General features: G+C 68.8%; 13 protein-coding genes. 7 read left to right on the top strand and 6 right to left on the bottom strand.

Annotated elements, in window-relative coordinates; translation table 11 throughout:
• Positions 1-27 precede the first annotated feature (27 nt).
• Genes ACS5PN_RS12845 through ACS5PN_RS12835 form a run of 3 tightly spaced genes read left to right on the top strand, consistent with a single transcriptional unit; the run spans position 28 to position 3,231 of the window.
• Positions 28-1,179: an HPP family protein gene (locus ACS5PN_RS12845; RefSeq protein WP_439464349.1), complete on the top strand. Its 1,152-nt coding sequence runs from the start codon at positions 28-30 to the stop codon at positions 1,177-1,179.
• Entirely contained in the window at positions 1,169-2,197 is a 1,029-nt protein-coding gene (locus tag ACS5PN_RS12840; protein WP_439464348.1) for a Gfo/Idh/MocA family protein, read from the top strand. Before ACS5PN_RS12845 ends, ACS5PN_RS12840 begins: the two co-directional genes overlap by 11 nt.
• An 11-nt stretch (positions 2,198-2,208) precedes the next feature.
• Positions 2,209-3,231: a Gfo/Idh/MocA family protein gene (locus ACS5PN_RS12835; protein ID WP_439464347.1), complete on the top strand. Its 1,023-nt coding sequence runs from the start codon at positions 2,209-2,211 to the stop codon at positions 3,229-3,231.
• Here the strand turns inward: ACS5PN_RS12835 and ACS5PN_RS12830 are convergent.
• The 3 genes from ACS5PN_RS12830 to ubiA all read right to left on the bottom strand — a co-directional run bounded on the left by ACS5PN_RS12830 (position 3,228) and on the right by ubiA (position 6,621).
• Positions 3,228-4,868, bottom strand: coding sequence for a S41 family peptidase (locus tag ACS5PN_RS12830; protein WP_439464346.1), 1,641 nt, complete (start codon positions 4,866-4,868; stop codon positions 3,228-3,230). The two genes, ACS5PN_RS12835 and ACS5PN_RS12830, sit on opposite strands and share 4 nt — an antisense overlap.
• 69 nt (positions 4,869-4,937) lie before the next feature.
• On the bottom strand, positions 4,938-5,714 hold the full coding sequence (locus ACS5PN_RS12825) for a substrate-binding periplasmic protein (RefSeq protein ID WP_439464345.1): 777 nt from the start codon (positions 5,712-5,714) through the stop codon (positions 4,938-4,940).
• A 1-nt stretch (position 5,715) separates the two neighbouring features.
• On the bottom strand, positions 5,716-6,621 hold the full coding sequence (gene ubiA, locus ACS5PN_RS12820) for a 4-hydroxybenzoate octaprenyltransferase (RefSeq protein ID WP_439464344.1): 906 nt from the start codon (positions 6,619-6,621) through the stop codon (positions 5,716-5,718).
• A gap of 74 nt (positions 6,622-6,695) precedes the next feature.
• Between ubiA and ACS5PN_RS12815 the strand changes: the two genes are divergently transcribed.
• The 3 genes from ACS5PN_RS12815 (at position 6,696) to ACS5PN_RS12805 (ending at position 8,225) form a co-directional block, all read left to right on the top strand.
• Positions 6,696-7,070, top strand: a complete 375-nt coding sequence (locus tag ACS5PN_RS12815; protein WP_439464343.1) for a nuclear transport factor 2 family protein — start codon at positions 6,696-6,698, stop codon at positions 7,068-7,070.
• Positions 7,071-7,075: 5 nt separating this feature from the next.
• Positions 7,076-7,423: a hypothetical protein gene (locus tag ACS5PN_RS12810; protein WP_439464342.1), complete on the top strand. Its 348-nt coding sequence runs from the start codon at positions 7,076-7,078 to the stop codon at positions 7,421-7,423.
• Between the two features lie 97 nt (positions 7,424-7,520).
• Positions 7,521-8,225: a glutathione binding-like protein gene (locus tag ACS5PN_RS12805; RefSeq protein ID WP_439464341.1), complete on the top strand. Its 705-nt coding sequence runs from the start codon at positions 7,521-7,523 to the stop codon at positions 8,223-8,225.
• Positions 8,226-8,228: 3 nt separating this feature from the next.
• Here ACS5PN_RS12805 and ACS5PN_RS12800 read toward each other — a convergent pair whose 3' ends face one another.
• From ACS5PN_RS12800 to ACS5PN_RS12790, 3 genes are all read right to left on the bottom strand, one after another.
• The gene (locus tag ACS5PN_RS12800; protein ID WP_439464340.1) at positions 8,229-9,560 is read right to left on the bottom strand and encodes an aminotransferase class I/II-fold pyridoxal phosphate-dependent enzyme; all 1,332 of its coding nucleotides are present in this window, start codon (positions 9,558-9,560) and stop codon (positions 8,229-8,231) included.
• 112 nt (positions 9,561-9,672) lie between these two features.
• On the bottom strand, positions 9,673-10,131 hold the full coding sequence (locus tag ACS5PN_RS12795) for a hypothetical protein (protein ID WP_439464339.1): 459 nt from the start codon (positions 10,129-10,131) through the stop codon (positions 9,673-9,675).
• Between the two features lie 326 nt (positions 10,132-10,457).
• Positions 10,458-11,150, bottom strand: a complete 693-nt coding sequence (locus ACS5PN_RS12790) for a hypothetical protein (protein ID WP_439464338.1) — start codon at positions 11,148-11,150, stop codon at positions 10,458-10,460.
• Positions 11,151-11,516: 366 nt separating this feature from the next.
• Between ACS5PN_RS12790 and dnaN the strand changes: the two genes are divergently transcribed.
• Entirely contained in the window at positions 11,517-12,629 is a 1,113-nt protein-coding gene (gene dnaN / locus ACS5PN_RS12785; protein ID WP_439464337.1) for a DNA polymerase III subunit beta, read from the top strand.
• The last annotated feature ends 78 nt before the right edge of the window (positions 12,630-12,707 follow it).

The raw sequence follows: 12,707 nt of genomic DNA, 5'->3' as shown, positions 1-12,707 counted from the left end.
GCTTGGCCTTGATGCCCAGCCGCCCGCATGACCACTGCCGTCTCTCTGCCTGACCGAGTTCTCGCCCTGCTGAACGCGCTGCGGCCCGCGCCGCAGGCGGTCAATGCGCGCGAGCGCCTGCGTGTCGTCGTTGGCGCCTGCCTGGGTCTGTTGCTGGCCGGCCTGCTGAGCCAGCTGACGATGGGGCCGGGCCTGCCCTGGCTGGTCGCGCCGCTGGGCGCCAGTGCCGTCCTCGTCTTCGGCGTGCCGGCCAGCCCGCTGGCCCAGCCCTGGGCGGCCGTGGGCGGCAACACGCTGTCGGCCCTGGTCGGCATCGCCTGCATGAACTGGCTGCCCTTGCCGCCGGTAGCCGTCGCGGCCATCGCGGTGGCGCTCGCCATCGGCGTCATGTTCACTCTGCGCTGCCTGCACCCGCCCGGCGGCGCTGCCAGCCTGCTGATGGTGCTGACGGCCACCCACGACTGGCATTTCGCTTTTGTGCCGGTGGCGCTGAACTCCGTGCTGCTGGTGCTGGCCGGCATGGCCTACAACACGCTGACCGGCCGGCGCTATCCGCACGCCCAGAACGTGACGCCGGCGCCGGCAGCGCCCGGTGCGACCCTGGCGCCGCCGCGCTTCGGTGACGCCGAGCTGGACGCCGTGCTGGCCCGCTACAACCAGGTGCTGGACGTGCCGCGCGACGACCTCGCCGACCTGCTGCACGAGGCCGAGCTGCTGAGCTACCGCAACCGCCTGGGCGGCCTGCGCTGCACCGACATCATGTCCGCGCCGGTCATCACGGTCGAGTTCGGCACGCCGCTGGCCGAGGCCTGGGCCCTGCTGCAGCAGCATCGCATCAAGGCCCTGCCGGTGGTGGACCGCGTGCAGCGCATCGTCGGCATTGTCACGCGGGCCGACTTCATGCGCGCCGCGGACGCCGAGCAGCGCGAAGGCCTGGCCGGCCGGCTGCAGGCCCTGCTGAAGCCCTCGCCCGCCACGCATTCGACCAAGCCCGAGGTGGTCGGCCAGATCATGAGCCGCCAGGTGCGCGTGGCCAGCGCCGAGCGCGCCATCGCCGAGCTGGTGCCGCTGTTCTCGGCCACCGGCCACCACCACATCCCCATCGTCGGCGAGCAGGCCCGCCTCGTCGGCATCCTCACCCAATCCGATCTTGTGAAAGCGCTCAGCCATGGCCCATGACCACGACATCTTCCGCTGGGGCGTCATCGGCCCCGGCGGCATCGCCAACCGTTTTGCCGGCGCCCTCGCCGCCGTGCCGGGTGCACGCCTCGCCGCCGTGTTCGCGCGTGACGCCGCCAAGGGCCAGGCCTATGCCGAGCAGTGGAAGGGCGACGGTGAGCCGGCGCGCGTGACGACAGCGTTGCCAGACCTGCTGGCCGATCCTTCCATCGACGCCGTCTACATCGCCACGCCGCATTCCAACCATGGCGAGTACATCCGCGCCGCGCTGGAGGCGGGCAAGCCGGTGCTGTGCGAGAAGCCGCTGGTGACGACGCGCGCCGAGGGTGCCGCCCTCATCGAGCTGGCGCGCAGCAAGGGCGTCTTCCTGATGGAGGCACTGTGGACACGCTTCCTGCCGGCCTACGAGGTGGCCGGCCGCCTGCTGCGCGAAGGCGCCATCGGCGAGCTGCGTGCCATGCAGTCCAGCTTCTGCTTCGCCGCCAACTACGACCCCCTGCACCGCCAGTGGAACCCGGCCTTGGCGGGCGGCGCGCTGTGGGACATCGGCATCTACAACCTGGCCGTGACGCGCTGGGTGCTGCAGCAGATGAATGGCGGCATCTGCCCCGAGCCCGAGTCCATGGATGTGCAGGCCAAGATGGCGCCGACCGGCGTCGATGCCGCCGTCAACGTGACCCTGCATTTCCCCGGCGGCGTGACCTCGCAGTTCCGCTGCGGCTTCGACGCGGCCTCGGTGAACGCCTTCGAGGCCATCGGCTCCAAGTCCGGCCTGCGTTTCCCGCTGGACTTCTGGCAGGCCGAGGCGGTGGAGGTGGTCACGCGCAAGCAGCCGGCCGAGCGCATCGCTGCCCCCTTCGTCATCAACGGTTTCGAAGGTGAGATTGCCGAGGCCCAGGCATGCGTACGCGCCGGTCGGGTGGAGAGCCCGCGCATGCCGCATGCCGAGACCCTGGGCCTGCTGGGCTGGATGGACGCCATCCGCGCCCGCTTCCCCGGTGGCGTCAACAAGGCCTGAAAGCCCGAGCCATGGCCGGTGACGTCGACGCCTTCCGCTGGGCCGTCATCGGTCCCGGCGGTATCGCCAACTCCTTTGCCGCGGCCCTGGCCGCGGTGCCTGGCGCTCGCCTCGCCGCCGTGCTGGCGCGCGAGGCGGCCAAGGGTCAGGCCTATGCCGCGCGATGGCAGCGCGAAGGCGAGGCGCCGGCGCGAGTGGCGACGGCGTTGCCCGAGCTGCTGGCCGACGCCTCCGTCGACGCGGTCTACATCGCCACGCCGCATTCCCACCACGGCGAATACATCCGGGCCGCACTGCAAGCCAGCAAGGCCGTGCTGTGCGAGAAGCCGCTGGTGACGACGCGCGCCGAGGGGCAGGCCCTCATCGAGCTGGCGCGCAGCAAGGGCGTCTTCCTGATGGAGGCGCTGTGCACGCGCTTCCTGCCCGTCTACGACGTCGCCGGCCGCTGGCTGCGCGAGGGCGCCATCGGCGAGTTGCGCGCCATGCAGTCGAGCTTCTGCTTCGCCGCCAACTACGACCCCGAGCACCGGTTGTGGAACCCGGCGCTGGCCGGTGGTGCCTTGTGGGACATCGGCATCTACAACCTCGCCGTGACGCGCTGGGTGCTGCAACAGATGCAGGGCGGCGCCTGCCCCGAGCCCGAGTCCATCGACGTGCAGGCCAGGCTGGCGCCCACCGGGGTCGATGCCGCGGTCAACGTGTGTCTGCATTTCCCCGGCGGCGTCACATCGCAGTTCCGCTGCGGCTTCGACGCCGCCTCGGCGAACGCCTTCGAGGTGCTGGGCAGCGCAGGTTCACTGCGCTTTCCACGCGGCTTCTCCTATGCCGAGGTCGTCGAACTCGACCGGCCCCCGTCGTCGACCGAGCGCGTCGAGGCGCCCTTCGTCCTCAATGGCTTCGAGGGCGAGATCGCCGAGGTCCAGGCCTGCGTCCGCGCCGGTCGGGTGGAAAGCCCGCGCATGCCGCACGCGGAGACGCTGGCCCTGCTGGGCTGGATGGATGCCATCCGAGCCCGCTTTCCACAGCCGGCCTAACGGCCCACCAGCACGCGGTTGCTGCGCCCCGGGTGGCGCTTCAGCGTCATCGCTGCGCCGTCGCCGCGTGCCGCGCTCTGGGCGCGCACGCTGGCCGAGGCACTGGCCGTTACCGGGCAGCTGCCGCGGTCGACATGGCCCAGGGCCGCGGCCAGCATGGCTTCGGCCGTGTCGCCCAGCGCATGGGCGGTGTCATCGGCCACGGTGCAGCCCTTGACGAAGCGCGTGTTGGCCGTGCCGGTGGCGTTGGGCTCGAAGCCATCGGCGTAGTCGCCGAAGCCCTGGGCGTTGACGCCGGCGAACTCGATGGGGAAATAGCTGACGCCGCAGTTGTCCTTGGCCGTGAAGCCATAGGGCTTGCCGCAGGTCTTGCCGCCGATCAGCACGACGTCCACGCCGATGCCGCGCAGGCCATTGATGACCGATTCGCTGGCCGAGCAGGTGCCCGACTGGGCCAGCACATAGACGCGCGTCAGGTTCAGCGTCGGCAGCGGCTGCTCCTGCGTGCATTTGTTGCCCACCAGGATGCAGGAGGTGTCGAAGAAGGGCGTCGTCTCGTTCTCGGCGCTGCGCTTGGCGCTGTACTTCAGCGTCTCGAAAGCCTGGTTCGCGGTGCGCGTGGTGCCGGCGATCATGGTCGCCAGTTCGCTGGCGATGTAGAGGTAGCCGCCGCCGTTGTAGCGCAGGTCCAGCACCAGTTCGCGCACGCCTGCCGTCTGGAAGCTCTGCATGGCGGTGATCAGCTGGCCTTCCGACGGTGCGATGTGGTCGTTGAACAGCAGGTAGCCGGCGCGCTGGCCCGCCGGCGTCGTCACGACGCGCGCGATGGGCACGGGCGTCTTGGTGATGGCGGCGCTGGTCAGGCGCACGGTGAGCGTGCTGCCGCCCGCGCGCGAGAACGTGAAGTTGTGCTGGGCGTCGGCCAGGTCGGGGAAGAGGGCGCTGTTCAGGGCGTCGACACCGAATTGGTCACCCACGTCGGCGCTGACGCTGTCCACGTTGACGAGCTGGTCGCCGCGCTTCAGGCCGGCGCGATCCGCGGGGCTGCCGGGCTCGACATAGGCGATCTGGATCTGCCGCGGCGGCAGCTGGCTGGTCAGCTTCCACTCGATGCCGTAGCCGGCCTCGACGGCGTTCTCGAACAGCGCGTTCCACTGCGCGGTCGGGTAGGTGAAGCTGAAGCGGTTACGCGCCTGGCCGGTGTCGGTGGTCTGGGTCGTCTTCAGCGCCTCGAAGTAGGCGCTCATGGCCACATAGGTGTCGTTGCTGCTGTAGGCCGACTGGTTGGGGTCGACGCTGGGCACCTGGTCGCGCCAGAGGTAGGCCTCGTCGAAATAGGCGCGCAGCCAGGTCTTCTCGGTGCCCAGGTTGGCGGTGCGCAGGTTGCTGGCGGCCAGCGTGTTGTTGGCCGCGCATTGCTGGGCGAAGCTGGCCGAAGGGCCTGCGGGGTCGGGCGAGGCGGTACCGGTGCTGGGGCTGCCGCTGCTGGAAGAGCCGCTCGACGATCCCGGAGACGTCGGTGTGTCGCCCGGCCGGAAGATGGGCGTGCCCGCCGGGCCACCACCACCGCCGCAGCCTGCGAACAGCAGCGGCACAAGAACGGCCAACGCGGCGGCGCCGCGGAATGCATAGGACATGAACGAGCTCCCTGAATGAAGGCAAGCGGTCTGGGCCGCTTCGGGCCGGCAGTCTAGGGCCTGACTGCCTCAGCGCACGTAGTGCTTCTCGATGCGCGTGATGCTTCCGTCACGCTGCATGCTGGCGAGTCCCGCGTCCATCGCGGCCAGGGCGGCCATGCTGCGCGGGCTGTTCTTGGAGAAGCCCATGAAGGTGGGCTCCGGGTTGAAGTACTGCAGCGGCTGGCGGTCCAGCCGGCTGACCAGGCCCAGGTGGCGCACCTCCCACAGGCCTACCAGGGCCGTCACGATGACCACATCGGCGCGCTCGCGTTCCACCAGTTGCACGGCGGTGCCGACGTCGCGCGCGTATTCCACATGGCCGTCCACCTGCTCGAGCACCGCCTTGGGATAGATGTAACCGGCGCTGACCGCCAGCCGCAGGCCGTGCAGGTCCTGCAGCTTCTCCAGCTTCAGGCCCGAGCCGGCGCGCGTGTAGAAGTGGTAGTTCTTGCCGGCGCGGTAGCTGCTGCTCCAGCGCAGGAAACGGTCGCGCTCGGGGCTGTAGTTCACCGTCGTCGTGAAGTCGGCCGTGCCGCGCTCCAGCATGAAGAGGGCGCGCTTCCAGGGCACCCACTGGATCTCGATGCCGCCGGTGTGGCCGCCGCGCTTCAGCGCCTCGCGGGCGATCTCGATGTCGACACCCTCGCCGCTCGGGTGGCCCTGCGGGTTCACCAAGGGCGGATAGACGGTGTTGACCAGCAGCAGCGTGCCGCTGGACGGCGCGGAGGCCGCCGTGTCGGCGCTGGCCCAGCCCGGCGCCAGCGCGGCGGCGCCCAGAGCGAGGAGGCGGCGCCGCGTGTCCATGTCAGCGCAGGGCCAGGTCCACGACGGTGCCGGCAAAGACGGCAAAACCCAGCCAGTGGTTGGCGCGGAAGGCCGTGAAGCAGCCGGCTCGGTGACGCCGGCGGATCAGCGTGTAGTGCCACAGCGCCTGTGCCGCCGCCACCGCGATGCCGAGCAGGAACCAGCGGCCCAGGCCCAGGCGCAAGCCCAGGCCGGCCCACAGGGCCAGGTAGGTGACGTAGAAGATCATGATGCCGGGCACGTCCCAGCGGCCCAGCGCGATGGCCGACGAGCGCACGCCTATCCTCAGGTCGTCGTCGCGGTCCACCATCGCGTATTCGGTGTCGTAGGCCAGCACCCAGAACAGGTTGGCCACCAGCAGGGCCCAGGCCGACAGCGGCACGGCGCGCAGATTCCACTCCATGCCACCCAGGGCCGCGGCGAAGGCCATCGGGATGCCGAAGGAGAAGGCCACGCCCAGCACCGCCTGCGGCATGGCCAGCACGCGCTTGGCAAAGGGGTAGGCGATGGCCACGGCCAGGGCCGCGAAGCTCAGCAGGATGGCCGGCGGGTTGGTCGTCAGCACCAGGCCGAAGGACACCAGGGACAGCGCGGCGCCGAGGATCAGCGCCTCCTTCACCGACACGGCGCCCGTCGTCACCGGCCGTGCAGCGGTGCGCTGCACATGTCGGTCGAAATCGCGGTCGGCCACGTCGTTGACGCAGCAGCCGGCCGAGCGCATGAGGACGGTGCCGAGCGTGAACACAGCCAGCAAGTGCCAGCCCGGCCAGCCGTCCGCGGCAATCCACAGCGCCGACAGCGTCGGCCACAGCAGCAGCAGCCAGCCGGCTGGGCGGTCCCAGCGGATCAGCTGCAGATAGAGCGCCAACCGCGACGGCGGCGCGGTGGTGGGAATGACGGTGGACATGTCAGCCATTTTCACGCTGCTCAGGGGCGCTGGTTTGCTGCATAGTCATCGGATTGCATTGGGAGGTTTCTGCCATGAGCCTTGCCACCCGCGATCTCGTGCTGCTGCACTGGCGGCTTGCCAACGTCCAGGACTGGGACGGCCTGGGCCGCCTGCTACATGCCGAAATGACCTACGAGGCGCCGCAGAGTCGCGAGCGCATCCGCAGCCCGCTGGGCTACGTAGACTTCTTCGCCACCTGGCCCCAGCCTTGGCGGGCCGAGGTGTTGCGCTGCATTGCCGACGGCAGCAGTGCGATGACGCAGATCAGCTTCATCAGCAGCGCGCCACCGATGATGGGACTCAGTCTTTTCGACCTGAAAGACGGGCTCATCGTGAAGGTGACAGACTACTGGCCTGACCCTTATGAACCGGGGCCGCGTTTGTCCAAGCATGTAGAGAGGTATTGACCCTCATGAGCCGTTCGGCAGCAGCGTTGCTTCTCTCAGCCTCCTTGGGGGCCTGGGCCGCGCCGTCGCCTTTGCCCAAGGAGGTCCAGACCCTGGTCGACCAGCGCGAGGCCTGCGACCACTACCGCGGCCAGCGCGGGTTTGATGCCGAGCGGCAGAAGGACATCGACTGGTCGGTCTGCCAGAGCTGCCCCGGCACCGATGCTGAGCTGGCCCGGCTGAAGCAGAAGTACAAGGGCAACGCCCACGTGACGCAGGCCCTGGCGGGCCTGGAGCCGCGCGTCGAGCCCGATGACAAGGCCGCCCAGGCCAAGTTCTGCCAGGCCACGCGCAAGCCGGCCGGCGTGCGCTGAGGCTCGCCGCTCTCCTACGCCCGAGCCGAAGTCCTCGCTGCTCCCAGGTCTTGGCCGGCGCGCCTAAAGTCGCCCACCCCCCGACCGAGCTTCTGCCATGACCGACCTCAGCCGCTTCCCCATCACCCAGAAATGGCCCGCCGCCCACCCCGAGCGCCTGCAGCTGTATTCGCTGCCCACGCCCAACGGCGTCAAGGTGGCCATCGCGCTGGAGGAGATCGGCCTGGCCTATGAGCCGCATCTGGTGAAGTTCGACACCAACGACCAGCTCAGCCCCGAGTTCCTGTCGCTGAACCCGAACAACAAGATCCCGGCCATCATCGACCCCAATGGCCCGGGCGGCCAGCCGCTGCCGCTGTTCGAGAGCGGCGCCATCCTGATCTACCTGGCCGACAAGACCGGCCAGCTGCTGCCCGCCGATGCGGCGCGCCGCTACGAGGCCATCCAGTGGCTGATGTTCCAGATGGGCGGCATCGGGCCGATGTTTGGCCAGGTCGGCTTCTTCCACAAGTTCGCCGGCAAGGACTATGAGGACAAGCGGCCGCGCGACCGCTACATCGCCGAGGCCAAGCGGCTGCTCAACGTGCTCAATGTGCACCTGAAGGGCCGCGACTGGCTGGTCGGCGACGAGTACACGATCGCCGACATCGCCACCTGGCCCTGGGTCAACAACCTGGTCGGCTTCTACGGCGCCGGCGAACTGGTGGGCTTCGACGACTTCACCGAGGTGAAGCGTGTGCTGCAGGCCTTCCTGGCAAGGCCGGCCGTGCAGCGCGGGCTGAAGATCCCAGCCCGCGACTGACGGTCAGCGCGTTTCGCCCGTGATGGCGCGCGCCCGCTGCAATGACGAGGCGACCAGGCGAGCCGCCGTCTCGGCCAGCTCCGGCGTGTGGTCGGCCATGACCTGCATGCGCAGGCGCGCGCTGTTCAGCGACACCGCCGGGTATTCGACGAGGTTGGCCAGCAGGCCGGCCTCGGCCATCTCGCGGCTGGCCACGCGGGCCGTCGCGTCGTGGCCCAGCATGACGGGCACGATGGGCGAGGGATGGCCCAGCACCGTCACACCCTGTTCGGTCAGCGCGCTGCGCAGGGCGAGGATGGCGCTCATCAGGCGGGCGCGCCGCTCTGCGCCCTCTTCCGAGCGAACGATGGCCACGCAGGCCCGGATGATGGCCACCTGAACCGGCGACAGCGCATTGGAGAAGGTGTTGGGCGCCGCATAGAAGCGCAGGTATTCCTTGATCGCGCGGTCATGGCTGGCGACAAAGCCGCCGTTGGAGGCGAAGGTCTTGGAGAAGGACCCCATCACCAGGTCCACCTTGCCCAGCATGCCCTGCAGCTCGATCTGGCCGCCGCCGTTGGGTCCCAGGCAGCCCAGGTCATGGGCCACGTCCACCATCAGCAGGGCGCCGTACGCGTGGGCCAGGGCCTGCAGGCGCGCGATGTCCGGCGAGTCGGCATCCATCGAGAAGCAGCCCTCGGTGACGAGGAGGATGCCGTTGTGCGGGTCGCGCTGGCGCACGCGCTTGAGCAGGCGCTCGACATGGTCGGCGTCCAGGTGACGGTGCAGATGCACATTGGGCGTCGCCGCGCGCGCGCCCTCGTGCAGGCAGTTGTGGGCGAGCTGGTCGATGACGATGTGATCGGACTCGCGCACCAGGCCCTTGATGGCACCGAAGCCCGCGGCCCAGCCGGTCGGGAACAGCAGCACCTCGGGCGTTTGCAGCAGCTCGCCCAGCTCGGCCTCCAGCGCCACGGCCTCCTCGACATTGCCCGCCAGGGCGGTGGAGCCGGCGCTGTGCACGCCATAGCGTTCCATGGCTTCCTGCGCGGCCGCGCAGACCTTGGGGTGGCGGGCCAGCGACAGGTATTCCTGCGACGAGAAGTTCAGCCCCGCATGGCGCTGGCCGTTCAGCAGCGTCAGCTCGGCGGTGGCGCCGGGCCGGCCGCCCAGGCGTTTGGCATAGGGAAACACGCCATGCGCGACGCGCCGCTGCGCCCAGGCGTGGAAGGACCGCGCCTTGGCGGCCAGGTCGGCACCCGGTTGTGTCAGAAAGTCGAAGGACGAGCCTTTCAGCTCGGCTCCATGGCTGGAGACCTCCTCCCCCACCGTGTTGTTCTCCACGGTCCGTTCCATCAATTCGTCCATAGCGGCCCCCGATAAAAAGCTTTGTCGTGTTGTGTGTCGGACTGTGCTCAGCCCCGGTGCGGTTGGCATCCGCACTTCTGTCGAATTTGCAGTGCCGGCGTCAGGCCGGGCGTCGCTCGCGCTGCTTGGCGGCCACGGCCTTGACGATGGTCTTCAGCGGCGGCGCGGCCGCGAACGCCGCGGCATGCGGCGCCAGTGCCAGCGTCAGCAGTTGCTGCACGGCGGGCCGGTCCAGGTCGTCGGGCGATGCCAGGCGGATGCTGCGCACCCGCACCCCGTCGCCCTCCAGCAGGCCTTCCGGGTCGGGCAGGTCCTTGCCGTACAGGAAGAACAGCGTGACCCAGCGCGGATAGCCGGCGATGGACACCAGGCTGGCCGACGCCTTGTCGGCCCAGGCATAGCCGATGGCCAGCGCGTTGTAGTTGTCGTAGACCAGCTCGAAGCCCTGCGGCACGCGCGCACGCAGCTTGCGCCGGCAGGCCGAGAGCGTCTCGGCCATCGCGGGCATGTAGCGTTCGATGAACCCCGCCACCTGGCGGGCCGTCGCGTCGTTCGGCATCGGCGCTCCTGCTGCGCGGGCACTTTAGGCCGGATCGGGCCCCGAGTGCACGGCCAGGTTGGCGTGGCGCGGTTTTCATTCTTGGCAATCCCTGAGTGCCGCGCGACTCTAGGGAGAAGGAGGTCACGCGGCCTCACCCATTTGGGTGAATTGCGCGCGATGCCCCCTGGGGAGGGGGTGCCGCAAGGCCTGGCACCCCTTCTGTCATTCCTCGGTCAGGAATGGCGTGGGACGGGCCGCGCTCGGCGGCTTGCAATCCCTGCAGACGGACAAACGCCCGCTCATCGAGCGGGCGTCTGCAGCACCTCCTGCAATGGAATCAGGCGTCAGCGGCGGCGGCGCGTGGCGCGCAGGGCCAGCATGCCCAGGGCCAGCAGCGGCAGCGTGCCCGGCAGCGGCAGCGCATTGCCCTGGCGGCCGGTGACGGTGCCATCGAACCACAGGCCGTCCCAGGCGCTGTTGAGCGACTGGCCGCGGAACTCCAGCGTGTTGATGCCGCTGGTGAACAGCGCGCTGCCCGTGGCCACCGTCAGCACATGGTCGGAGAACCAGGTGCCGCAGGCGTTTTGGTCGCCGCCGCAGTTGCCGATGTCGGTGCCCGTGATGAGCTGGTTGTTCAGGTAGACGCCGAAGGTCCAGTCGGCGATGCGCCACAGGCCCGACAGCCCGACGGTCGACAGGTTGTAGCCGGTCAGGTCGAAGCTGGTCTTGATCCACACGTCGGTGCCGGTGCCCCACTGGGTGGCCGAAGAACCGGCGGTCACGCTGGGATCGCTGATCCAGGCGGCGGTGGTACCGGCGGTGCCCATGTTGCAGCAGATCTGCGCCGCGTACAGCACCTTGGCGTCGGCGTAGGTTGCCTTGTTGTCGGTGGAGATTTGCCAATGGGTGTCGGTCGACCCTTCCGCCTGCACGACGTTGGACCCGTCCACGCCGGTACGCAGAATGACGTCGGCCCTGGCCAAACCCGTCAGGGCGCATAGAAGCAGCGCCAGCATCCAGAACTTGCTCTTGCTCATCATGTTTCCCCAATACGTTCGAAACGAACCTCAGGTATGACGCATATTCCGTTCCAAGTGGCCGCAGGTTCGGGCGTCTCCCTGGGCAGGGCGGGTCCGGGCGACACTCCGGCCTGACAGTGCCGCGGGTTCTGTAAAGAAACTCGACAGCATTTCGCGGGCTTTGGCGCTCCCGAAAGCAGGCAGGTTGGCGGTCCCGAAGTGGCCGCCCGCTCGTTCGGCAGGCCCGGCCCCAGGGTTGACCCGTAGCCTGCGCGACAGCCTTGCCGGCCGGCCGGGCACCGTTTCCGGGCGACAATCGCAGCTTTACGCGCGCGCGCGGTTTTGGGCTTGCCCCAGCTGAATCTCTCCCCCCAAGAGGCCTCCATGATCGTTTTGAAAGCTCCCCAGGATCAGGTGCTCGGCGCGCTGCAAGCGGTGTCCGGCATCGTTGAGCGGCGCCACACGCTGCCGATCCTGGCCAATGTGCTGATCCGAAAGACCGGCAACCAGGTGGAGCTCACGACCAGCGACCTCGAGATCCAGGTGCGTACCACGGTCCAGTTCGACGGCGACGCCGGCAACCTGTCCACCACCGTCGGCGCCCGCAAGCTCATCGACATCCTGCGCTCCATGCCGGCCGACCAGACGGTCAGCCTGACGAGCAACCAGAACAAGATGACGCTGCAGGGCGGCAAGAGCCGCTTCACGCTGCAGACCCTGCCCGCCGATGACTTCCCCCTCGTTCAGGAAGCCGCCGACTTCGGCCCCGCCTTCAGCGTGCCGCAGAAAGCGCTCAAGGGCCTGATCAACCAGGTCCACTTCGCGATGGCGGTGCACGACATCCGCTACTACCTGAACGGCATCCTGTTCGTCGCCGAAGGCAAGAACCTGACGCTCGTCGCGACGGACGGCCACCGCCTGGCCCTGGCCCAGGCCGAGCTGGACACCGACATCCCCAAGCAGGAAGTCATCCTGCCGCGCAAGACCGTGCTGGAACTGCAGCGCCTGCTCAAGGACGGCAAGGACGACGACGCCATCGAGATGCGCTTCGCCGGCAACCAGGCCAAGTTCTCTTTCAGCGGCATGGAGTTCGTCACCAAGCTGGTCGAGGGCAAGTTCCCCGACTACAACCGCGTCATCCCCAAGAGCCACAAGTTCCGCCTCACCCTCGGCCGCGCCCCGCTGCTGAGCAGCCTGCAGCGCGCCGCCATCCTGACCAGCGAGAAGTTCAAGGCCGTGCGCCTGACCTTCGAGCCGGGCCTGCTGTCCATCGCGTCCAGCAATGCCGAGCAGGAAGAGGCCAAGGAAGAGATCGAGATTGACTACGGCGGCGACAAGATCGAGACCGGCTTCAACGTGACCTATCTGATGGATGCCCTGGCCAACATGAGCCAGGACATGGTCTGCATCGACCTCAACGACAGCGCCAGCAGCGCGCTGCTGACCATCCCCGAAACCACCGGCTTCAAGTACGTCGTGATGCCGATGCGGATCTGAGTCAGCACCCCTGACTTGGACACAGCGGGCTTCGGCCCGCTTCAGTGCTTTTAAAGGGCGATGAAATATCGCCCGCGA

The organism is Roseateles sp. NT4 (genome assembly GCF_051857475.1).
Taxonomy (GTDB): domain Bacteria; phylum Pseudomonadota; class Gammaproteobacteria; order Burkholderiales; family Burkholderiaceae_C; genus Pelomonas.
The sequence above is the reverse complement of the archived record's forward strand: the minus strand, read 5'-3'. Positions and strand labels throughout refer to the sequence as shown.